This is a genomic window from Streptomyces sp. NPDC127177 (assembly GCF_042672475.1).
Taxonomy (GTDB): domain Bacteria; phylum Actinomycetota; class Actinomycetes; order Streptomycetales; family Streptomycetaceae; genus Streptomyces.
The window spans coordinates 103,209-124,625 of sequence record NZ_JBHXUW010000014.1; the positions used below are offsets into that span (position 1 = coordinate 103,209).

Here is a 21,417-nt window from a genome sequence, read left to right on the forward strand (position 1 = left end):
ACGCGGCGCAAGCCGCGCCGACTGCGGGGAACCCTCACCGTTCTCCCGCCGTTGAGCCTTCGAAGGCGGGTTTGACAGACGTCCCAGGCGACCGTCGGCAACAATGCCGGTGTACCGTCCGAGGAACAGTCTTTACTCACAGCAGCATTTACCTACGGGCAGGAGGGACGGGGCGACTTCGCTCCGTATGGATGGACGTGAAGCGATACTTCCGTGGGCCGGTCATGTGGATCGTGCTGGCCGTCCTCGCCGTGGTCGTGCTGATGAATGTCGTCGGCTCGGGCGGCGGCTACAAGACGGTGGACACCGGCAAGGTGATCCAGGCGATCAGTAAGAACCAGGTGGAGCAGGCCAAGCTGACCACCGGTGACGATCAAATCCTCAAGATTGAGCTGAAGGACGGCCAGAAACTCTCCGGCGAGTCCGGCAGCAAGTTCCAGGCGAGCTACATCGGCAACCAGGGCGTCCAGCTCGCCGACATGCTGCAGAAGAAGTTCGAGGGCGGTGACATCGAGAAGGGTTACACCGTCTCGCCGTCGAAGCAGTCCCCGTTCGTCTCGATCCTCTTCTCGCTGCTGCCCTTCGTCCTCATCGTGGTCGTCTTCCTGTTTCTGATGAACCAGATGCAGGGTGGCGGCTCCAAGGTCATGCAGTTCGGCAAGTCCAAGGCCAAGCTGATCACCAAGGACACCCCGAAGACGACGTTCGCCGACGTGGCGGGCTCGGACGAGGCGGTCGAGGAGCTCTACGAGATCAAGGAGTTCCTCCAGGAGCCGGCGAAGTTCCAGGCCGTCGGCGCCAAGATCCCCAAGGGTGTCCTGCTGTACGGGCCTCCCGGTACGGGCAAGACGCTGCTCGCCCGCGCCGTCGCCGGCGAAGCGGGCGTCCCGTTCTACTCGATCTCCGGTTCCGACTTCGTCGAGATGTTCGTCGGTGTCGGTGCCTCCCGAGTGCGTGACCTCTTCGAGCAGGCCAAGGCGAACGCCCCGGCGATCGTCTTTGTCGACGAGATCGACGCAGTCGGCCGGCACCGCGGTGCCGGTATGGGCGGCGGTCACGACGAGCGCGAGCAGACGCTGAACCAGCTGCTCGTCGAGATGGACGGCTTCGACGTGAAGGGCGGCGTGATCCTGATCGCCGCCACGAACCGGCCGGACATCCTCGACCCGGCGCTGCTGCGTCCGGGCCGATTCGACCGGCAGATCGCGGTCGACCGTCCGGACATGCTGGGCCGGCTGGAGATCCTCAAGGTCCACCAGAAGGGCAAGCCGGTCGCACCGGACGTCGACCTCGGCGCCGTTGCCCGTCGTACGCCCGGTTTCACGGGTGCCGACCTGTCGAACGTGCTGAACGAGGCGGCGCTCCTCACGGCGCGCAGCAACAAGAAGCTCGTCGACAACGAAATGCTCGACGAGGCCATCGACCGCGTCGTGGCGGGTCCGCAGAAGCGGACCCGGATCATGTCCGAGAAGGAGAAGAAGATCACCGCGTACCACGAGGGCGGACACGCCCTGGTCGCGGCGGCCTCACCTCAGTCGGACCCGGTCCACAAGATCACGATCCTCTCCCGCGGTCGCGCCCTCGGTTACACGATGGTGCTCCCGGAGGAGGACAAGTACTCCACGACGCGCAACGAGATGCTCGACCAGCTGGCTTACATGCTGGGCGGGCGCGCGGCCGAGGAGCTGGTCTTCCACGATCCGACCACCGGCGCTGCGAACGACATCGAGAAGGCCACCGCAACGGCCCGCGCGATGGTCACGCAGTACGGCATGACGGAGCGGCTCGGCGCGATCAAGTTCGGCGGCGACAACACCGAACCCTTCGTGGGCCGCGAGATGGGTCACCAGCGCGACTACTCGGAAGAGGTCGCCGCGCTGGTCGACGAAGAGGTCAAGAAGCTCATCGAGACCGCGCACAACGACGCGTGGGAGATCCTGGTCGAGAACCGGGACGTTCTTGACGCACTGGTTCTCCAGCTCCTTGAGAAGGAGACCCTCGGCAAGGCGGAGATCGCGGAGATCTTCGCTCCGATCGTCAAGCGTCCGGCCCGTCCGGCGTGGACCGGCTCCGCCCGGCGCACGCCGTCCACCCGGCCGCCGGTGCTCTCCCCGAAGGAGCTCGCCCTCACGAACGGCGCCACCACGGCGAACGGCACCTCGGTCACGGACGCTGTCCCGGCCACGGAGTCGATCCCCGAGGAGCGTCCCGAGAGTTAGCCGCCCGACCGGTGCGACCCCCGTCACAGGGGCTCGCACAGGCCAGGAATGGATGCCGCGCCCTCCAGGTTTTAGCCTGTGGGGGCGCGGCTTTCGTATGTCTGCGCGGATGTCCGCGCAGGTCACAGTTCAGAGGAACGAGGCACAGATGACCGACCCGGTGACGCTGGACGGCCAGGATCCGATCGGCGAGTTCGACGAGAAGCGGGCCGCGGCGGCCGTACGCGAGCTCCTCAGCGCGGTGGGGGAGGACCCGGACCGGGAAGGGCTGCGCGAGACGCCGGGCCGGGTGGCGCGGGCGTACAAGGAGATATTCGCGGGCCTGTACCAGGCGCCCGAGGATGTCCTGACGACCACGTTCGACCTCGGCCACGACGAGATGGTGCTGGTCAAGGACATTGAGGTGTACAGCACATGTGAACACCATCTGGTGCCGTTCCACGGGGTCGCGCACGTCGGTTACATCCCGGCGACCAGCGGCAAGATCACTGGCCTGTCGAAGCTGGCCCGGCTGGTGGACGTCTACGCCCGGCGGCCGCAGGTCCAGGAGCGGCTGACCACGCAGATCGCCGAGTCGCTGATGAAGATCCTGGAGCCGCGCGGCGTCATCGTCGTCGTGGAGTGCGAGCACATGTGCATGTCGATGCGCGGTATCCGCAAGCCTGGTGCGAAGACACTGACCTCGGCGGTACGCGGACAGCTCCGCGACCCCGCGACGCGCGCCGAGGCCATGAGCCTGATCATGGCGCGCTGACCCGGCCGGGAGTGCGGGCGGACGGACGCACGGCGGTCGGCTACGCCGCCGCCGCGTTCTTGTTGTTGTCGTCCTCGTCGCCCGGGAGCTTGCAGACGTGCTCCAGGAACAGGGCCGCCGCGATCACCGCGATGCCGGCCAAGACCGCGAAGCCGGCGTAGATCGCCTGGTCGCGGCGGGGCGGGATGTCGAGCGAGCCGAGCAGGAAGACGCCGGTGCCGCCGTACACCCCGGAGACCAGGGCGACGACGAGGGCGCTGGCCTGGCCGAAGACCACGGCGCGGGCCGCCATCATCGGTTCGACGCCCTTGGCTCCCGGACGGCGCTCGCGCTGGGCGCGCAGCCGGGCGCGGATGGAGAGCGCCGTGGCGAGCAGGACGACGGCGATCACCGCGAGCACGATGGGAGCGGCCAGGGGCACGCCCGGCAGGGTTCCGAAGGAGTCCCAGAGGCGGGCGCCGCCCCAGGACAGCACCCCGGCGGCGGCGAAGAGCCCGGCAAGTACCCCGAGCCGTAGTTGCTTCACCGGGTGAGCCGCCCTTCGCCGCCTGTGGGTCTGTCCTTCCGGCGCTACCGCCGGGTCCTGCCGGCAGGGCCGCCTGCCGTACCTCTGACTGTGCTGCTGTCTTCTGTGAGCCTAACGACTACTCGGGCAGACGGAGTTCCAGGTCGGCTCGGGGCAGCACGCTGCCGCGGCCGACACCGGCCAGCAGATCGGCGACCGGGCCGACGCCGGGCAGCTGGGCCGCCGGGTCCACGTCGTTCCACGGGGCGAGGACGAAGGCGCGCTCGCGGGCGCGGGGGTGCGGGAGCGTGAGCACCGGGTCGTCGGAGACCACGTCGGCGTACGCCACGATGTCGACGTCGATGGTGCGCGGACCCCAGCGTTCCTCGCGGACCCGGTCGAAGGCCTCTTCGATGGCCTGGCCGCGCTCCAGGAGGGAGGACGGGGGCAGCGTCGTCTTCACGACCACCACCGCGTTGAAGTACGCGGGCTGGGAACCGGGGTCGACGCCCCACGGCTCCGTCTCGTACACCGGGGAGACGGCCTTGACCCGGAGGCCCGGGGTGTCCTCCAGGGCGTCGATGGCGCCCTGGAGCGTCTCCAGGCGGTTGCCGAGATTGGAGCCGAGGGAGATCACGGCGCGTTTCGGGTTGGAGAGGGTGATGTCCGCGGCGTCCACCTGCTCGACCACGGAGGCGGGAACCGGCTGTACGGTCGGGTCGCTCTGCCCCTCGGTAGAAAATGCAGTCATGCTCGGCTCCGGGTGATGGTGATGGTGACGTCGTCGAAGGGGACGGTGATGGGCGCATCCGGCTTGTGCACCACGACCTCCACCTCCTCGACGCCTTCGTGCTTGAGGCACTGCTGGGCGATGCGCTCCGCGAGCGTCTCGATCAGGTCGACCGGTTCGCCCCTTACGACGTCGACGACCTCCTCCGCGACCACGCCGTAGTGCACGGTCTTCGTCAGGTCGTCGGCGGCTGCCGCGGGGCGGGTGTCCAGGCCGAGCACCAGGTCCACGATGAACGTCTGTCCCTCTTCCCGTTCCCGGGGAAAGACGCCATGGTGCCCACGGGCCTTGAGGCCGCGCAGCGCGACACGATCCACGCGAATCACTCCTGCTGTTGTTGGTCGTGAGGGCACGGGTCCGCGTGCGGGCGGCCGCCTGCCCTCGTTCGAATCTACCTGCGAGCACCGACAGCACTCGCCCGCGGGGGCGGCGGCTGACCGCACGGGGCTGGTAGCCGCTGATACCCGGATGTGCCCGATCCCAATCCAGGGGAGTTGTTTTTCGACCCTCCACCGGGCTTGTACCCGTTCAGGAGGGTGACTCCTCGTCCTCTTCCTCACCGGTTTCGGCCAGTACGGGAGAACCGTGGTGGGACCACAGCTTCCAGCCGTCCGGTGTGCGCCGGAACACATTGGTGGCGACCACCAGTTGGCCGACGAGCGGCCCCAGCGAGCTGCCCTCCTCGGCCGGACCGCCGCTGAGGATGTTCTCGGTGCAGGTCACCAGGGCGGTGTCGCCCGTCATGGAGACCCCGACATCGGTCAGGAAGAACTGGATGTACTCGGTGTTCGCCATGATCAGGGCGTAGCTGCGAAGCACCTCTCCGCGGCCGGTGAGGACCGGCCAGCCGGGGTGGACGCAGGAGACGGTGAGGTCCTCGCCGGGCAGCCAGAGGCCCGTGAGTTCGTCGAGGTCCCCGCGCTCCAGTGCCTCGTAGAAGGCGGTGTTGGCCTGTTCGACGGCCTCGATGTCGGCGGCCGCGGCCGCGTGCTCGTCCTGCGGCTCGTTCACGCGGCTCCTTCGACGGCGCGGGCGACGCGTACGGCGTCGGCGGTGGCGCGTACCTCGTGGACCCGGACGGCCCAGGCGCCGGCACGGGCGGAGATGGCTGAGATGGCGGCGGTGGCCGCGTCACGTTCGCGGGCGGGCGGCGGGGCGGCGCCCGCCCCGGCCAGTACGTGGCCCAGGAACCGCTTCCGGGAGGCGGCGACCAGCAGCGGGCGGCCCAGCTCGTGCAGTGCGTCCAGGCGGGCGATGAGCGAGAGGTCGTGGCCGGCGTCCTTGGCGAAGCCGAGGCCCGGGTCGATCACGATCCGTTCGGCGGCGACACCGCCCGCCACGACCGCGTCCATCCGGGTCCGCAGCTCGTCGACGACCTCGGGGACGACGTCCCCGTACACCGCCCTGCTGTTCATGGACTCGCTGAATCCGCGCCAGTGCATGACGACGAAGGGCACCGCGGCGGCTGCGACGACCGGGATCATGTCCGGGTCGGCGAGCCCGCCGCTCACGTCGTTGACGAGGACCGCGCCCGCGGCGACGGCCTGCTCGGCGACCCGGGCCCGCATGGTGTCCACGGAGACCGTGACCCCTTCCGAAGCCAGCCCGCGGACGACCGGTATCACCCGTCGCAGCTCCTCGGACTCGTCCACCCGGCTGGCGCCGGGGCGGGTCGACTCACCGCCGACATCGACCAGGTCGGCGCCCTCGCCGACCAGATCGAGACCGTGCTTGACGGCCGCCGTGGTGTCGAACCAGCGGCCCCCGTCGGAGAAGGAGTCGGGGGTCACATTGACGACACCCATGACCGCACAGCGGTCCCACTCCGGCAGGCCCTGGACCGTGCCTCGTCCACGCAACGTACTCATACGACCAGCGTAGGCCCGCCAGGGGGCCGGTCACGCCGCGTGGGCGCCGGGCTCCCCGGTGGTGGCCGACGCGTGCGCGCACGGACGGCGCCCGCCGCCGGACAGCCGGCGGGCCAGCGGACGGGGGAGGGCGAAGCTGACGAAGCCCTCGGCCTGCATGGCCGCCAGTGAGATCCGGGGCAGGTCCCGGGCGGTGCGGTAGACCACGAAACGGGGCTCCCAGCGCGGCCGGAACTTGGCGTTGAACTTGTACAGCGACTCGATCTGGAACCAGCGCGACAGGAAGATCAGCAGTCCGCGCCAGATCCGCAGCACCGGTCCTGCGCCCAGCTTCTCGCCGCGGGCCAGTGCGGAGCGGAACATCGCGAAGTTCAGCGAGACGCGGTCGATGCCGAGCCGGGGCGCGGCCTGGAGCGAGGCGACGATCAGCAGCTCGTTCATCCCCGGGTCGGCGGCGCGGTCGCGGCGCATGAGGTCCAGGGACATTCCGTCGGTGCCCCAGGGGACGAAGTGGAGCACGGCCTTCAGATCGCCGTACGGGGATTCGGCGGCCTGCTCGTCGGCCTTGTGGGCGGTGGCGATGAAGCAGTCCCCGTCGGCGCCGTCGCCGATCCGGCCGAGCGCCATGGAGAAGCCGCGCTCGTTGTCGGTGCCGCGCCAGTCGGCCGCTGCCCGGCGGATGCGGGCCAGTTCGGCCTCGCCGATGTCGGCCACGCGCCGGACCCGGGTCTCGTAACCGCCGCGTTCAATGCGCTTGACCATCTGGCGCACGTTGCGCATCGCACGTCCGGCGAGGGAGAAATCCGCGACATCCACCACCGCCTCGTCGCCCAGTTCCAGTGCGTCGAGCCCGGTCTCGCGGGTCCAGACCTCGCCACCGGTCTCGCTGCAGCCCATCACGGCCGGTGTCCAGGAGTGGGCCCTGGCCTCGTCCATGAACCGTTCGATGGCGCCCGGCCAGGCCTCCACGTCGCCGATCGGGTCGCCGCTGGCCAGCATCACCCCGGAGACCACGCGGTAGCAGACGGCGGCCTTGCCGCTGGGGGAGAAGACGACGGCCTTGTCGCGGCGGAGCGCGAAGTGGCCGAGCGAGTCGCGGCGGCCGTGCCGGTCCAGCAGTGTGCGCAGCCGGTCCTCGTCGTCCTCGGTGAGGCGGGCGGCCGGGTGTTCGGGGCGGAACGCGAAGTAGATGGTGGTGACGGCGGTCAGCAGGCCGAGGGCGCCGAGCGAGTAGCCCACCGTCCAGGAGGTGACACCGGCGTAGTCGACCGGGCCCTCGAAGCCGAACAGTCCGTACAGCACGTGCTGGAGCCGGTCGGCGATGCTCGGGTTCCCGACCAGACGGCCGGGGTGGACGCTGACGATGACCAGGCCGAGGCCGAGCGAACCCGCGCCGAGGAGGACGAAGTTGGCCAGGGCCCTCCAACGGCTGCGCGGGTCGGGGAGCGCGGCGAATTCACTCCGGTGGCGTACCAGCAGGTAACACAGCGTCAGCGATACGAGTACGCCGAGCACCGAGTGCCGGTAGACGAACTGGGACAGCGCGCCGGCCGGGAGCAGTACGACGGCGGCCCGCCAGGCCCGCCGTTTGTGCCGTTTGAGGCCGTGGGCCAGGAGCAGCAGCAGGACGCCGGCGCTCAGCGAGAGCGCGGCGGCGAAGGGTCCGAGGGCGCCCGGGAGCACCTCGGCGAGGGTGTGCATCCGGCTGTGGCGGAAGCGCGGGAAGACGCCGGCGGCGACGTCGACCAGTCCGACTACGGTGCAGGCGGTGCCGACGAGCACCGGTACGGTCTCCGGTCGCGGTCCGCGCACGAACTTACGTGCGCTACTCGGAACCGATCCCGATTTATCCCCATCTAGCGTGACAGACATCGCTTCCCGTGGTTCCGCGAGAGATTCTTGGAGTCCGTCGGCCTGAGCCCTGCGGACGATGTGCGACTTCTAGGACGAGCCTTCCGGGCTGCGGGTTCACCCGTATCCCGGAAATTTCCTGACAGAAAGTTCAACCGTCATGGGCCTTACCGGCAAGGCAGTGCTGATCCTGGCGATCGCACTGGCCGTCGCGCTGTTCGCCGTCACGATCTGGCTCTGGCCGCGGTTCGCCCGGCGCAGTGTGCCCATGGTGTTCGGCCGGGTCGGACTGCTGCTGGCGACCCAGGTGGCGGTCTTCGCCTCGGTGGGTCTGATGGCCAACAACTCGTTCCTCTTCTACGGCTCCTGGGCGGACCTGTTCGGCAAGAAGCAGGAGCTGGGCGTGGTCACCGACCACGCGGCCGGGACGCTGGCCGCGAAGAACATCGTCCGGGTGGGGACGCAGCGGCCCGACGTGCCGGGCGGGGCGCTGCCCGCCAGGGGCGGTCGCATCGACAAGGTGGTGATCGCGGGGCGGCACTCGAAGATCGAGAGCGCGGCCTACGTGTACCTGCCGCCGGAGTACTTCCAGCCGGCCTTCGCCCGGCGGAAGTTCCCCGCGGTCGTGGTGCTCACCGGCTACCCGGGTACTTCGGAGAACCTCATCAAGGGGCTGCGGTACCCGCGCACGGCACTCGACCGGGTGAGGGCGGGGCGGTCGCAGCCGATGGTCCTGGTGATGCTGCGGCCGACGGTGGCGCCGCCCCGGGACACCGAGTGCGTGGACATAAAGGGTGGTCCGCAGACGGAGACCTTCTTCGCGAAGGACCTGCCCCCGGCGATCTCGACCGCGTACCGGGTCGGCCGGCACGCCCGTAACTGGGGCATCATCGGCAACTCGACCGGCGGCTACTGCGCCCTGAAGATCGGGCTGCACCACCCGGGCAGGTTCACGGCGAGTGCGGGCCTCTCCGCGTACTACAAGGCGGCCGAGGACCCGACGACCGGTGACCTCTTCCACGGCGACCCGCGGGCGCGCGAACGCGCCGACCTGTTGTGGACGCTGGACCATCGCCCGCTGCCGGACTCGTCCTTCCTGGTGACGACCTCCCGCCACGGCGAGGCGAACTACGCCGACACGCGGCGGTTCCTGGCCAAGGTCAAAGCACCCGCCCAGGCCTCGTCGATCGTGCTCGGCAGCGGGGGGCACAACTTCAACACCTGGCGCCGGGAGATCCCGGCCGCGCTGGAGTGGATGAGCAGCCGGCTCAGCGAGAACTGAGCGGAGCCGGGGCCCTGGGCTGTGTCCCGGCCCCGGCACACAGGACCCGGGCCCGGCTCGGGCCGCCCTCAGCGGTCCGCGGTCTTGGCCACGCTCGCCACGCTCTCCACGGCGACCTCGGCGCGCGGCACGGCCCGGTCGTCCGCGTCGATCGAGCGGCGCAGGGCCTCATGGAGGCGGGCCGGGGTGAGCACGCCCAGGAACCGGCCCGCGCTCTCCTTGTCGATGACGGCGATCCAGCCGGCGTCGTGCTGGAGCATGGTGGCGAACGCCTGCTTGAGCGGGGCGCCGACGGGCAGCCAGGCCTCCATCCGGCGGGCGTGCTCGCGCACGGTGCCCTTGGCGCCGCCGATCGCGTCACCGGCCGGGATCCAGCCGTGCAGATGGTCGTCGGCGTCCAGCACGACGGCCCAGCGCGCGCCCTGTGTGCGCAGCCGCTCGGTCGCCGTGGCCAGCGGGTCGTCGAGGTGGACGACCGGCGGCTGGTCGAGGTCGCTCTCCTCGATGGGGGTGACCGAGAGCCGCTTGAGTCCGCGGTCCGCGCCGACGAAGTCCGCGACGTAGTCGGTGGCGGGGGCGCCGAGCACGGTGGCCGGTGAGTCGAACTGCTCGATCGAGCCCTGTCCGTAGACGGCGATGCGGTCGCCGAGGCGGACGGCCTCCTCGATGTCGTGCGTGACGAACAGCACGGTCTTGCGGACCTGTGCCTGGAGCTTCAGGAATTCGTTCTGCAGCCGTTCCCGGACGACCGGGTCGACCGCGCCGAAAGGCTCGTCCATCAGCAGCACGGGCGGGTCGGCGGCCAGCGCCCTTGCCACGCCCACGCGTTGGCGCTGACCGCCGGAGAGCTGCTCCGGATATCGGTCGCCATAAACGGAAGGATCAAGTCCGACCAGATCGAGGAGTTCCGCCGCGCGTTCGCGGCCCTTTCCCCGTTTCCAGCCGAGAAGATGGGGGACGGTCGCGGTGTTCTCCAGGACCGTTCTGTGTGGAAACAGACCGACCTGCTGGATTACGTAGCCGATACGGCGCCGCAGTTGGACGGGGTCGATGGCCGATATGTCGTCCCCGTCGAGGAATATCCGTCCCTCGGTCGGTTCGATCAGCCGGTTCACCATCTTCATGGTGGTCGTCTTGCCGCACCCCGAGGGTCCGACGAGCGTGACGAGTTCACCCTCGGCGACCTCGAAGGAAAGATCGTCGACGGCGGTGGTGCCGTCCGCATACCGCTTGGTGACGTGCTCGAAACGGATCATGGGTCCCCATTGTGGCGCGTGTTCTGTGAAGGACATGTTGCTGGAATACAACGGCCTCGGCGATTGTCAGTGGTCGAGGATAGGCTCGCCGGACATCAGTACGAGTGAGTGACCGGGAGGTGGGGGGACGGATGGCCGGACAGAACTGCCTGGTGACGAACGACTGGATCTGCGGGGAGTATCTCCGTTCCCGCAGCCAGGAGTTGACCGACGCGACGGTCCAGCACATCTGGATCACCGCGGTCTCGGTGGCGATCGGTGTTGCCGTGGCATTTCCGCTGGCCCTGCTCGCCCGCCGCAGCCGGCGGTTCGCCGGACCGGTCCTCGGGCTGACCACGGTGCTCTACACCGTGCCGTCGCTCGCCATGTTCGCGCTGCTGCTGCCGCTTTTCGGGCTCTCCGCCGCGCTCGTGGTCACCGGCCTGGTGCTGTATTCGCTGACCATTCTCGTGCGGAACATCCTGGCGGGCCTCGAAGCGGTGCCCCAGGAGGCGAAGGAGGCCGCGCGGGGAATGGGTTACGGCCCCGCCCGGCTGCTGTGGGAGGTGGAGCTGCCGCTCGCCATGCCCGCGCTGATGGCCGGTATACGGATCGCCACGGTCTCCACGGTCGCGCTGACGACGATCGGCTCGATCGTCGGCCGGGGCGGTCTCGGCAACCTCATCGACGACGCGCTCCCGAGCTTCTTCAAGGCTCAGGTGCTGGCCGCGTCGGTGCTCTGCGTACTGCTCGCGGTGGTCGCGGACCTGCTGCTGCTCGGCGTGCAGCGGCTGCTGACCCCGTGGACCCGCATATCAAGCACCCACGACGCCGTGGACGCGGCCGGCACGGCGAAGGCGGTCTGACCCCATGGGAGTTCTCGGCGAGGCCTGGACCTGGCTCACCACCGGCGCCAACTGGTCGGGGGAGAGCGGGGTGACCCACCGGCTCGGTGAGCACCTGTACGTCAGCGGGGTGGCGCTCGCGCTGTCCTGCGCGATAGCCCTGCCCATCGCGCTCTACCTGGGACACATAGGCAAGGGCGGCGCGCTGGCCGTCAACATCTCCAACGTGGGCCGGGCGGTCCCGGTCTTCGCGGTGCTGGGACTCTTCATGGTCTCGCCGCTGCGCAACAGCGGATACGCGCCCACCGTCATCGCCCTGGTGCTGTTCGCCGTGCCGCCGTTGCTGACCAACGCCTACGTCGGGATGACCGAGGTGGACCGTTCGGTGACGGAGGCCGCACGCGGGATGGGCATGTCGGGCGGCCAGCTCTTCGTACGCGTCGAACTGCCACTGGCCTATCCGATGATCATGACTGGGCTGCGCTCGGCCGCGGTCCAGGTGGTGGCCACGGCGACGATCGCCGCGATGGTCGGCCAGGGCGGTCTCGGACGGATCATCACCCTCGGTTTCAACACGTACAACACCCCGCAGGTGGTCGCGGGGGCACTGCTGGTCGCCGTACTCGCCCTGCTGGTGGAGGCGGTGCTGGTCGTCCTCGACCGGCTGCTGTCACCCCTTCGCCGCCGCCGGACGGCGTGAGCCCCGGCCGCTTTACGCAACCCACACCGCATATCGCATATGGCCCTGTTGCCGTGGACGGAGAACAACATGAGCAAGACCTCGCGCATAGCCGGCGCGGTCATCGGCATCGTCGCGCTGGCGGGCTCGCTCGCCGCCTGCGGCGGCGACAGCCTGGAGAAGGACAAGGGGGCTCCGGCCGGCGGTGGCGACTCCGGGAAGAAGGGCTCGCTCGTCATCGGCGCCGCCGCCTTCACCGAGTCCAAGGTGCTCGGTGAGCTGTACGCGCAGATCCTGGCGGACGCCGGATACAACACCTCGATCACCACGGTGAAGAACCGTGAACTGTACGAACCCTCGCTGGAGAAGGGTGAGATCGACGTCGTACCGGAATACGCGGCGACGATCGCCGAATTCCTCAACGCCAAGGCGAACGGGGCGAAGGCGGCCGAGTCGAAGCCGGTCGCCTCGGGCGACACAGCGGCCACCGTCGCCGCACTGGAGAAGCTCGCCGCGCCGCGCGGACTGAAGGTGCTTCCGGCCGGTAAGGCGCTCGACCAGAACGCCTTCGCGGTCACCAAGGAATTCGCCTCGAAGAACAAGCTCAAGACCCTTTCGGACCTCGGCGCCTCCAAGGTCGCGGTGAAGATCGCGGCGGGTGACGAGTGCGAGGTGCGGCCGTTCTGCGCACCCGGGCTGAAGAAGACCTACGGCATCGACGTCTCCGGTATCGACCCCAAGGGTGTGGGCACCCCGCAGTCCAAGCAGGCGGTCAAGGACGGCAAGGACCAGCTGGTCCTCACCACCACGACGGACGGCGTGCTGGACACCTACGACCTGGTGTTCCTGGAGGACGACAAGAAGCTCCAGAACGCGGACAACATTCTCCCGGTCGTCAATGCCAAGGACGCGGGCGCCCAGGACATCGCCGACGCACTGGGCAAACTCACCGGGGCGCTCACCACCGAGGACCTGGCGGAACTGAACCGCAAGGTCGACGCCGAGCGTGCCAAGCCGGCGGACGCGGCCAAGGAATACCTTCAGTCGAAGGGTCTGATCAAGAAGTAGCGGAGGTCCGGGAAGGCCCGCGGGAACGCCCGCGGGAACTCCCGGCCGGGTGTGCGGAGTGAGCGGTTCGGGGGCCGTCAGGTAACCGGCGGGGAACAGATTGCCGGGCGGCCCCCCAAGCAGGCCGTATGCACGGTAAATTTCAGGCCATGCCACGTGGACGCCATCGCCATTCGCCACCTCTGCACAGAATCCTGCCGCCTTCGGTCGTGGCCGGAGCCTCGGTTCTCTGTGCCGCGGGAGCCTGGCTGCTCGCCGAGCCGCTGGTCCTGCGTGCCCTGGTCGCCGCCGCTGCGGCCGCCGCCCTCACCGGCGCGTATCTGATGCGCAGCTGGGACCGGGAGGCCGGCCGTCGCGTCGCGGACCTCACGCGCGCCCGCACGAGCGACGAGTGGCGCGCCGAGGAACGCATAGCGGAGATCGAGGCCGATCTGGAGGAGTCGCGCGAACTGCGCGCCCGTCTGGAGACGAAGCTGCGCCGCAAGCGCGTCGAGCTCGCCGGACTGCGCGGCGAGCACGCCGCGTTGCTGCGGCGGTACGCCAACGCGGAGACCGAGCGCGCCAGTGTGCTGGAGAGCCGTCGGCAGCTCGCCCTGGAGGCGTCCGCGCCGCCCCGCGAACTGCCCGCGGCCCGCAGCACCCCGACCCCGGCCGGATATCTGCGCGCCGCACAGGCGTTGGAGGACCTCAGCCGCAACAGGGCGCTCCAGGAGGCCCGGCGCACCGCGGAGGAGGCCAGGAAGCGCGATCTCGCGGAGCGGTCCCGGGCGGCGGAGGAGCCGCGGGGAAGGCATGCGGCGGCCGCGCCCGCCGGCGCCCCGACGGGCGGCGAGCAGCACCGCCGCCCGGCCGCCCTGCCCGCGCCCCGGCCGGCCCAGGCACTGCCCGCCCAGCGCCCCGCGCCGGCCGCCAGTGCGGTCGTTCCGTACGCGGCGGCGCGCCGCCATCTGGTGCCGCAGGGCAGTTTCGACTTCTTCGGTACGCAGAAGGCGCACGCCGCGATCGAGTCCGTGCAGAACGAGGACCTCGCCGATGTGGTGGGCGAGGAGGCGCTGGCCGCGCACCGCACGGGCACGGCGGACAACCGGGCCGTCGGCAAGGTCATCGACCTGACCGCGCACGACGAGACCGAGCAGCTGGACGTGGCGGAGCTGCGCAGCGCGATCTCGTAGGCCGGTCGCCGGTCGCCGGTCGCTGGTTTCGGGTCGCCGGTCGCCGGTCGCCGGCAGCCGGTTCCAGGTCCCGGTCTTCGTTCTTCGGCCGTAGGGACGGCTACTTGTCGATGTCGCCGACGACGAAGAACAGCGAGCCCAGGATCGCCACCATGTCGGCGACCAGAGTGCCGGGCAGCAGCTCGGTGAGCGCCTGGATGTTGTTGAACGAGGCCGAGCGGAGCTTCAGCCGGTACGGAGTCTTCTCGCCCTTGGAGACCAGGTAGTAGCCGTTGACGCCGAGCGGGTTCTCCGTCCAGGCGTAGGTGTGGCCCTCCGGGGCCTTCAGCACCTTGGGCAGCCGCTGGTTGATCGGGCCGGGCGCGAGGCCGGCCATCCGGTCCAGGCAGGCGTCCGCGAGGTCCAGGGCGTTGTGCGTCTGGTCCAGCAGGCATTCGAAGCGGGCCAGGCAGTCGCCCTCGGTGCGGGTGACGACCTTCAGGGTGTCCTGGAGCTCCCCGTACGCGAGATACGGCTCGTCGCGCCGCAGATCGAAGTCGACGCCGGAGGCGCGGGCGATCGGCCCGGACACCCCGTACGCGTGCACCGCCCCGGCCGACAGCACGCCCACTCCGCGGGTGCGGCCCCGGAAGATCTCGTTGCCGAGCACCAGTTCGTCGTACACGCCCATCCGGGAGCGCACCGAGGCGACGGCATCCCTGGCGCGGCCGAGCCAGCCCGCCGGGAGGTCCTCCTTGAGGCCGCCGACCCGGTTGAACATGTAGTGCATCCGGCCGCCGGAGACCTCCTCCATCACGGCCTGGAGCTCCTCGCGCTCCCGGAACGCGTAGAACACCGGGGTGATGCCGCCGAGTTCCAGCGGGTACGAGCCGAGGAACATCAGGTGGTTGAGGACCCGGTTCAGCTCGGCGAGCAGGGTGCGGGTCCAGACCGCGCGCTCCGGCACCTCCATGCCGAGCATGCGCTCGACGGCCATGACGACGCCCAGTTCGTTGGAGAACGCCGACAGCCAGTCGTGGCGGTTGGCGAGCATCACGATCTGGCGGTAGTCGCGGGCCTCGAAGAGCTTCTCCGCGCCGCGGTGCATGTAGCCGATGACCGGTTCGGCGTGCTGGATGCGTTCGCCGTCCAGGACGATCCTCAGCCGGAGCACGCCGTGCGTGGAGGGGTGCTGCGGGCCGATGTTGAGCACCATGTCGGTGCTCTCCGCCGCGCCGCCGATGCCGACTGTCGTCTCCGTCATGCGGCCCAGTATTCCCTGCGGATGATCCCGCGCCCCAGGGCCCTCGTGAATCGGGCCGACGGATCCGCGCCGGTTCGGTATCCCCGCTGGTCGGAGGCGCGGCTGGGGTCCGGGATCATCCGCAGGCGGGGCTGGGGCGCGCCTCAAGTGCCGGTGTGGCCGGGGTGCGCGTCGAGCGTCGGTGGTCCCGGGGACGGGGGCACCCGTTGGGTGAGCCAGCCGAAGTCGCCCAGGCCGCCCCGGGCGGTCAGTTCCGCTGCCTCGCCCGCACCCGCCAGGGCCCGCACGTAGGCCGCCGGGTCGCTCGACGCGAGGGACAGCGGCGGCCGGTCCCCGCGGACCCCGAGGTCGCGCAGTGCCTCGCGCTGGGGGCGGAGATCCGCGGCCGGCCCGCCCGCCGCCGCACACGCGTCCAGCGCCACGTGCGAGGTGAGGTCGCAACTGCCGTCCGGCACCGGCCGCACCTCGCGGCCCGCCCGGAAGCCCGTCAGGGTGCCGAAGGGCGGCCTGGCCTCCCGTAGGTGCATGTAGTCCACCGCCACCGCGACCCCGGCGGACAGCGTGGACACCGCACCCGCCCACGCCTCGTCGCGCGGGCGGCCGATCTCCGCCCGGCCGCCCGGCCCGGCCGACGGCCACCAGCGGCCCAGCCAACGGGCATCCGGCCCGTCCACCGGATCGCCCAGCCGCTCCGTACCGTCCGACGGCCGGACCAGGACGTAACGGTCGACGCCGTCCCGGTCCGTCTCGGCGACCGGCGTCGGCACGTTGTCCAGCCACTCGTTGGCGAACAGCAGCCCGCGCGCGCCCTGTGGCGGCTCCGCGCACCACTCCACCCGGGGGTCCAGGCCCAGGGGGCGCGCGGCGAGCTCCACGGCGTACGCCCGGACCGTGAGACCGGCACCGCCCTCGGCCGGCAGCGCCGCGAGGACCCCCGTCACCAGCTCTCCGCGTCCGGCCCCCAGATCCACCAGGTCCACCGTGTCGGTGCCGAGCTCTCCGGCCGTCCTGACCAGCAGCCGGGCGACGGCCGCCGCGAACAGCGGGGAGGCGTGTACGGACGTACGGAAATGGCCCGCGGGCCCCTCGGGGCTCCGGTAGAACCCCCCGTCCCCGTACAAAGCGGTCTCGGCCGCCTCCTGCCACCCGCGCCAGTCATCCGTCACGTATCCAAGTCTCCACCTTGGGGAGTACGGTCTCGGAACCCGGATCGGCCCTTTGGCTGACCCATGCACCTGTCGCCTGTCCCTACGCTGGGTTACGTGCAGCGCCTCTACGATTTCATCCGCAGACACCCGACGGGCGTCGACACCTTCTGGGCTGTCTTCCTCCTCGGGATCTCCGGCATGACCATCGTCGTGGGCGATGTCGGCCACGGCGGGCGCGGAGAGCGCGTCGCCATCGTGCCGATCGTCATCGGTCTCAGCGTCGTCGTCGCCCTGCGCCGCCGCGCGCCCGAGAAGATGCTGCTGCTCGCCATCGCGATGGGCGTCGCGCAGCTGGCGTTCGGGGTCAGGCCGACGACCGCGAACTTCGCGATGCTGGTGATCACGTTCACCGTGGCCACCGTCGGCGAGCGCTGGGCGTCCCGGCTCGCCCTGACGTGCAGTCTGGGCGCGGCAGGTCTCTCCCAGCTCCGCTGGCCCAACACGGAGCCGGGCGGCTGGCCGCAGGAGCTGTTCCTCGTCGTCGTACTGACGGTTCCGTTCGTGCTGGCCTGGGTGCTCGGGGACTCGATGCGGACCCGGCGGGCCTACTTCGACCAGCTGGAGGAGCGGGCGGCCCGGCTGGAGCGGGAGCGCGAGGCGCAGTCGAAGGTGGCGGTGGCCGCCGAGCGGGCCCGTATCGCCCGTGAGCTGCACGACGTCGTCGCGCACAACGTCTCGGTGATGGTGGTGCAGGCCGACGGCGCCGCCTACGTCATGGATGCCGCGCCCGACCAGGCGCGGCAGGCACTGGAGACCATCTCCAGCACCGGCAGGCAGGCGCTCGCGGAGATGCGGCGGCTGCTCGGGGTGCTGCGGACGGGCGATGTGCGGGAGAGCGGGGAGTACGTCCCGCAGCCGGACGTCGAGCAGATCGAGGACCTGGTCGACAAGGTCAGGCAGTCCGGACTGGCCGTCGACTTCAAGATCGAGGGCACCCCGCGCCCGCTGCCCAGTGGCGTCGAGCTGACCGCGTACCGCATCGTTCAGGAGGCGCTGACCAACACCCGCAAGCACGGCGGCCCGAACGCGGGGGCCAGCGTGCGGCTGGTGTACTTCGACGACGGGCTCGGCCTGCTGGTGGAGGACGACGGCAGGGGTGCCGCGCACGAGCTGTACGAGGACGGCGGCGCCGACGGCGCGGGCCACGGGATGATCGGCATGCGCGAGCGGGTCGGCATGGTCGGCGGCACGCTGGACGCCGGACCGCGCCCCGGTGGCGGGTTCCGGATCAGCGCGCTGCTGCCGCTCAAGCCGGCCAACTAGCGCCCGGCCCGGCCCGGCCCGTCCATGAGAGACCGCAGACCGCGACCGTGAACCGCGACCGCAGACCGCGACCGCAGAACGAAACAGGAGACAGGGACCCCATGGCGATCCGCGTGATGCTCGTCGACGACCAGGTACTGCTGCGCACCGGCTTCCGGATGGTGCTGGCCGCGCAGCCGGACATGGACGTCGTCGCCGAGGCCGGCGACGGCGTGGAGGCGATCGAGAACCTCCGCTCCACCGCCGTCGACGTCGTGCTGATGGACGTGCGGATGCCGAGGCTGGACGGCGTCGAGGCCACCCGTCGCATCTGTGCGGAGCCGGGGGCGCCCAAGGTGCTGATCCTGACGACGTTCGACCTCGACGAGTACGCGTTCTCCGGGCTGAAGGCCGGGGCCAGCGGGTTCATGCTCAAGGACGTGCCGCCGGGCGAACTGCTCGCCGCGATCCGTTCCGTGCACAGCGGTGACGCGGTCGTCGCCCCGTCCACCACCCGGCGGCTGCTCGACCGCTTCTCGCCGATGCTGCCGAGCGGTACGGCCGAGCCGCGCCACAAGGACATCGCCAAGCTCACCGAACGCGAGCGCGAGGTGATGCTGCTGGTCGCCCAGGGACTGTCGAACGGCGAGATCGCGGCCCGGCTGGTGCTCTCCGAGGCCACCGTGAAGACGCACGTCGGCCGCATCCTGACCAAACTGGGCCTGCGCGACCGCGTGCAGGTCGTCGTCCTCGCGTACGAGACCGGACTGGTGCGGGCCGGCGGCGGGGCGGGCTGAGAACGGGCCGCCCCCCGGCGGGTGCCGTCAGCGCAGGATTCCCTCCAGGAAGTCGCTGCCGAGCCGGGCCACCACCGTCAGGTCCAGCTGGTGCAGTACGTAGCGGCCGCGCCGCCGGGTCGTGACCAGGCCGGCCTTCTTGAGCACCGTGAGGTGGCGGGAGACCTCGGGGGCCGTGATGCCGTTCGTGTCGGCGAGTTCCCCGGTCGTGTACGGGGAGCGGGCGATGTTGCGGCACAGCCGCATCCGCATCGGGTGGGCCAGTGCCTCCATCCGCAGCTGGAGCAGCTCGACGGAGGCGGGGGAGGGCAGCTGGGGGCGGTGCACGGGGTAGTGGATCACCGGCCGCCAGCCCGGTGCGTGCAGGACCATCAGGTGCGGCCAGCCGAAGCTGGTCGGGATGAACGTGATCCCGGCCCCGACGGCCGGATCCGTGGCACCGGCCGAGCCCTCGGTCAGCTTGTCGATGAGGATGCGGTCCCCGGTCGCGTCGAGCGACACCGCCGTGGACACCGCGTCCATCGCCTCGCCGAGCCCCTTGTGCCGCAGCAGATCCGTCTTGTGCCGGGCGTCGGCCACCAGCTGGACCCTGGCCCGCTGCCAGGTGTCCGCGAAGAAGGCCTCGTCGCAGTCCTCGAAGAGGCGCCGGATCCAGCGGCGCACGGAGGCGGGGTCGGCCAGCAGCTGCTGGGTGAACTCCGCCTGCTGCGGGCCGCGCGCCGCCGCCATGTCCAGGGCGCGGGCCCGCATCCCTGCGTCGACGAGGGGCGAGGGCGCACCGGTCCCGTACAGGCTGGCGCAGGTGAACTCCAGGGCCGCGGCGACGAAGCGCTCGTCGTCCAGCCGGTCCAGGATGTCCAGGTCCTCGGCGAGGTCGGCGCCCGTCCTGCCGTTCCCGCCGCGGACCCCGGCGAACGGCATGAAGATGTCCGAGAACGAGTTCCGCCAGAGGAACTCCGCCTCGTGCAGCCGGTCGGCGAGGTCCGGCTCCAGCGACGTGGTGGTGGCCGTCGCCCAGCCGTGCAGCCCCGGGTGGTGCCCCGGCTCGGAGAGCGCGTGCAGGGCGAGCCCCAGCTCGGCGAGGGGGGAGGTCTCGAAGACGATGCGGCCGGGGTCCAGCCCCGCGATGTCGATGCTCACGCTCACCCCTCCATGGTGCGGGGTGAGCGCGGCGGGCCGGATCCCGATTGACGGCCGGCGTCAATCGGCGGCCCGCCGCGCCGGCCTCACGCCTGCTGGGCCACCCGCTTCAGGAACTCGGCCGTCGCCGCCCTCACATCGGCCGCCGTCCACTCCAGTCCGGCGGTCGTGACCGTGACCTCGGTGACGGAGATCCCGGGAGGCCCGGCGGGTGCCGGGAACCAGCGGCGGAAGAGCGCCACGCCCGTCTCCTGCGCATGCAGCACCGACGCCTCCGTCAACACGTCGGCCGGGTACGGCAGCCACACCTGGAACTGATGCGTGTGCGGAGGTTCGGGATGGACCCGGAACCAGCCGGCACCGGCCTCCTCGAATCCCTCGACCAGCGCCGCGGCCACCGTCCGCGCCTGCGCCACGTACGACGGCAGCTTCGGCAGCTCCCGGTCCAGGCCGCTCAGGGCGGAGAGCGCCGCGGGGAACTGCTGGAAGAGCTGGCCGCCGTACCGGTGGCGCCAGGTGCGGGCCTCCTCGATCAGTGAGGCGGAGCCGGCGAGCGCCGCCCCGGAGATCCCGCGGAGGGTCTTGTAGAACGACACGTACACGCTGTCGGCGAGCGCGACGATCTCCGGCAGCTCCCGCCCGAACCGGGAGGTGCACTCCCACAGCCGCGCCCCGTCGAAGTGGACCACCGCGTCCCGTTCGCGGGCTGCCGCCACCACGGCCTCCAGCTCCTCCCAGGTGGGCAGGACGAAGCCCGCGTCCCGCAGCGGCAGCTCCAGCATCAGGGTGCCGAACGGTTCCTCGAAGTCACGGATCTCCTGTGCCGTGGGCAGCCTCGGCGCGGACGTCGGGTGGACGGTACGCAGCCCGCTCACCGTCCCCAGCGCGCCGCGCTCGTGTGCCTCGGGGTGGGCGAGCGGATGCAGCGCCACCGTCGGGTTGCCGGTGCGCCCGGCCCAGCACCGCAGCGCCACCTGCTGGGCCATCGTCCCGGTCGGGAAGAACGCGGCGGCCTCCGTGCCCAGCACCTCGGCAATCCGCTGCTCCAGCTCGGCGACGACGCCGTCGCCGTAGATGTCCCCGGGCCTGCCGAGGTCCGTGAGCGTGCCGGCGTCGGCGGCCAGCGCGCTCAGCTGCTCGCCGAGCGTGCGGTCCTGCGGCTCCCGGTGCAGGATCCGCCGGGCCTGCCGCCATGCGGCGATCCGGCGGAGCCGCTGGGCGTCGTCAGCATCGCCGGACTGTCCGTCCGCCTCGCCACGCGCCTGCTCGTCCTCGCCACGCGCCTGTTCGCCCTCGCCACGCGCCTGCTGGTCCTCGCCACGCGCCTGCTCGCCCTCGTCACGCGTCTGCTCGCCCTCGTCGTGCACCTGCTCGTTCATGTCTGCCATGGGACGATCATCACGCAGAACGGGGCCGCGGCCCACGGAGTTGTTCCGAGGCTCCGTTCACCCCGCCGGGGCCCGGGGTTTCCCACAGCCTGTGGACAGTCGGGAGCCGCACGAAACGCTGGCGTAGCATG

General features: G+C 70.8%; 20 protein-coding genes. 9 read left to right on the top strand and 11 right to left on the bottom strand.

Annotated elements, in window-relative coordinates:
* The first annotated feature begins 191 nt into the window (after positions 1–191).
* Positions 192–2,219, top strand: a complete 2,028-nt coding sequence (gene ftsH / locus ACFVJX_RS11605; RefSeq protein WP_384126298.1) for an ATP-dependent zinc metalloprotease FtsH — start codon at positions 192–194, stop codon at positions 2,217–2,219.
* 148 nt (positions 2,220–2,367) lie between these two features.
* The gene (folE, locus tag ACFVJX_RS11610) at positions 2,368–2,973 is read left to right on the top strand and encodes a GTP cyclohydrolase I FolE (RefSeq protein ID WP_384126300.1); all 606 of its coding nucleotides are present in this window, start codon (positions 2,368–2,370) and stop codon (positions 2,971–2,973) included.
* A gap of 40 nt (positions 2,974–3,013) precedes the next feature.
* Here the strand turns inward: folE and ACFVJX_RS11615 are convergent, their stop codons facing one another.
* The 6 genes from ACFVJX_RS11615 to ACFVJX_RS11640 all read right to left on the bottom strand — a co-directional run bounded on the left by ACFVJX_RS11615 (position 3,014) and on the right by ACFVJX_RS11640 (position 8,008).
* A complete protein-coding gene (locus ACFVJX_RS11615) occupies positions 3,014–3,499 on the bottom strand; it encodes a DUF3180 domain-containing protein (RefSeq protein ID WP_384126301.1) in 486 nt (161 codons plus the stop codon).
* A gap of 118 nt (positions 3,500–3,617) precedes the next feature.
* The gene (folK, locus tag ACFVJX_RS11620; RefSeq protein ID WP_384126302.1) at positions 3,618–4,229 is read right to left on the bottom strand and encodes a 2-amino-4-hydroxy-6-hydroxymethyldihydropteridine diphosphokinase; all 612 of its coding nucleotides are present in this window, start codon (positions 4,227–4,229) and stop codon (positions 3,618–3,620) included.
* Positions 4,226–4,585, bottom strand: coding sequence for a dihydroneopterin aldolase (gene folB / locus ACFVJX_RS11625; RefSeq protein WP_384126304.1), 360 nt, complete (start codon positions 4,583–4,585; stop codon positions 4,226–4,228). Before folB ends, folK begins: the two co-directional genes overlap by 4 nt.
* Positions 4,586–4,796: 211 nt before the next feature.
* Positions 4,797–5,279, bottom strand: coding sequence for a nuclear transport factor 2 family protein (locus ACFVJX_RS11630; RefSeq protein WP_384126305.1), 483 nt, complete (start codon positions 5,277–5,279; stop codon positions 4,797–4,799).
* On the bottom strand, positions 5,276–6,073 hold the full coding sequence (gene folP / locus ACFVJX_RS11635; RefSeq protein WP_384126356.1) for a dihydropteroate synthase: 798 nt from the start codon (positions 6,071–6,073) through the stop codon (positions 5,276–5,278). Before folP ends, ACFVJX_RS11630 begins: the two co-directional genes overlap by 4 nt.
* A gap of 93 nt (positions 6,074–6,166) precedes the next feature.
* Positions 6,167–8,008, bottom strand: a complete 1,842-nt coding sequence (locus ACFVJX_RS11640; RefSeq protein ID WP_384126306.1) for a phosphatidylglycerol lysyltransferase domain-containing protein — start codon at positions 8,006–8,008, stop codon at positions 6,167–6,169.
* A 139-nt stretch (positions 8,009–8,147) separates the two neighbouring features.
* Between ACFVJX_RS11640 and ACFVJX_RS11645 the strand changes: the two genes are divergently transcribed.
* Positions 8,148–9,269: an alpha/beta hydrolase gene (locus tag ACFVJX_RS11645; RefSeq protein ID WP_384126307.1), complete on the top strand. Its 1,122-nt coding sequence runs from the start codon at positions 8,148–8,150 to the stop codon at positions 9,267–9,269.
* 68 nt (positions 9,270–9,337) lie between these two features.
* On the opposite strand, the gene ACFVJX_RS11650 is transcribed toward ACFVJX_RS11645, so the two are convergent.
* A complete protein-coding gene (locus ACFVJX_RS11650) occupies positions 9,338–10,525 on the bottom strand; it encodes a betaine/proline/choline family ABC transporter ATP-binding protein (protein WP_384126308.1) in 1,188 nt (395 codons plus the stop codon).
* A 131-nt stretch (positions 10,526–10,656) separates the two neighbouring features.
* Here ACFVJX_RS11650 and ACFVJX_RS11655 point away from each other — a divergent pair, with 131 nt between their 5' ends.
* The 4 genes from ACFVJX_RS11655 (at position 10,657) to ACFVJX_RS11670 (ending at position 14,268) form a co-directional block, all read left to right on the top strand.
* Entirely contained in the window at positions 10,657–11,370 is a 714-nt protein-coding gene (locus ACFVJX_RS11655; protein ID WP_384126310.1) for an ABC transporter permease, read from the top strand.
* A gap of 4 nt (positions 11,371–11,374) precedes the next feature.
* A complete protein-coding gene (locus ACFVJX_RS11660; RefSeq protein ID WP_384126312.1) occupies positions 11,375–12,049 on the top strand; it encodes an ABC transporter permease in 675 nt (224 codons plus the stop codon).
* A 69-nt stretch (positions 12,050–12,118) separates the two neighbouring features.
* The gene (locus ACFVJX_RS11665; protein ID WP_384126314.1) at positions 12,119–13,096 is read left to right on the top strand and encodes an ABC transporter substrate-binding protein; all 978 of its coding nucleotides are present in this window, start codon (positions 12,119–12,121) and stop codon (positions 13,094–13,096) included.
* 149 nt (positions 13,097–13,245) lie between these two features.
* The gene (locus ACFVJX_RS11670) at positions 13,246–14,268 is read left to right on the top strand and encodes a hypothetical protein (protein ID WP_384126316.1); all 1,023 of its coding nucleotides are present in this window, start codon (positions 13,246–13,248) and stop codon (positions 14,266–14,268) included.
* A gap of 100 nt (positions 14,269–14,368) precedes the next feature.
* On the opposite strand, the gene ACFVJX_RS11675 is transcribed toward ACFVJX_RS11670, so the two are convergent.
* Together ACFVJX_RS11675 and ACFVJX_RS11680 are read right to left on the bottom strand one after the other, a co-directional pair.
* Positions 14,369–15,511 (bottom strand): NADH-quinone oxidoreductase subunit D, encoded by a 1,143-nt coding sequence (locus tag ACFVJX_RS11675; RefSeq protein ID WP_384126318.1) that lies wholly within the window; start codon positions 15,509–15,511, stop codon positions 14,369–14,371.
* Positions 15,512–15,654: 143 nt separating this feature from the next.
* Positions 15,655–16,677 (bottom strand): SAM-dependent methyltransferase, encoded by a 1,023-nt coding sequence (locus tag ACFVJX_RS11680; protein WP_384126320.1) that lies wholly within the window; start codon positions 16,675–16,677, stop codon positions 15,655–15,657.
* A gap of 96 nt (positions 16,678–16,773) precedes the next feature.
* Here ACFVJX_RS11680 and ACFVJX_RS11685 point away from each other — a divergent pair, with 96 nt between their 5' ends.
* Complete coding sequence (locus ACFVJX_RS11685) at positions 16,774–17,982, top strand: sensor histidine kinase (RefSeq protein WP_384126322.1); 1,209 nt, start codon at positions 16,774–16,776, stop codon at positions 17,980–17,982.
* A 101-nt stretch (positions 17,983–18,083) separates the two neighbouring features.
* Positions 18,084–18,758: a response regulator gene (locus tag ACFVJX_RS11690; RefSeq protein WP_384126324.1), complete on the top strand. Its 675-nt coding sequence runs from the start codon at positions 18,084–18,086 to the stop codon at positions 18,756–18,758.
* A 27-nt stretch (positions 18,759–18,785) separates the two neighbouring features.
* On the opposite strand, the gene ACFVJX_RS11695 is transcribed toward ACFVJX_RS11690, so the two are convergent.
* Entirely contained in the window at positions 18,786–19,898 is a 1,113-nt protein-coding gene (locus ACFVJX_RS11695; protein ID WP_384126326.1) for a DUF5937 family protein, read from the bottom strand.
* A gap of 86 nt (positions 19,899–19,984) precedes the next feature.
* Entirely contained in the window at positions 19,985–21,286 is a 1,302-nt protein-coding gene (locus ACFVJX_RS11700) for a beta-eliminating lyase-related protein (protein WP_384126328.1), read from the bottom strand.
* Between the last annotated feature and the right edge of the window lie 131 nt (positions 21,287–21,417).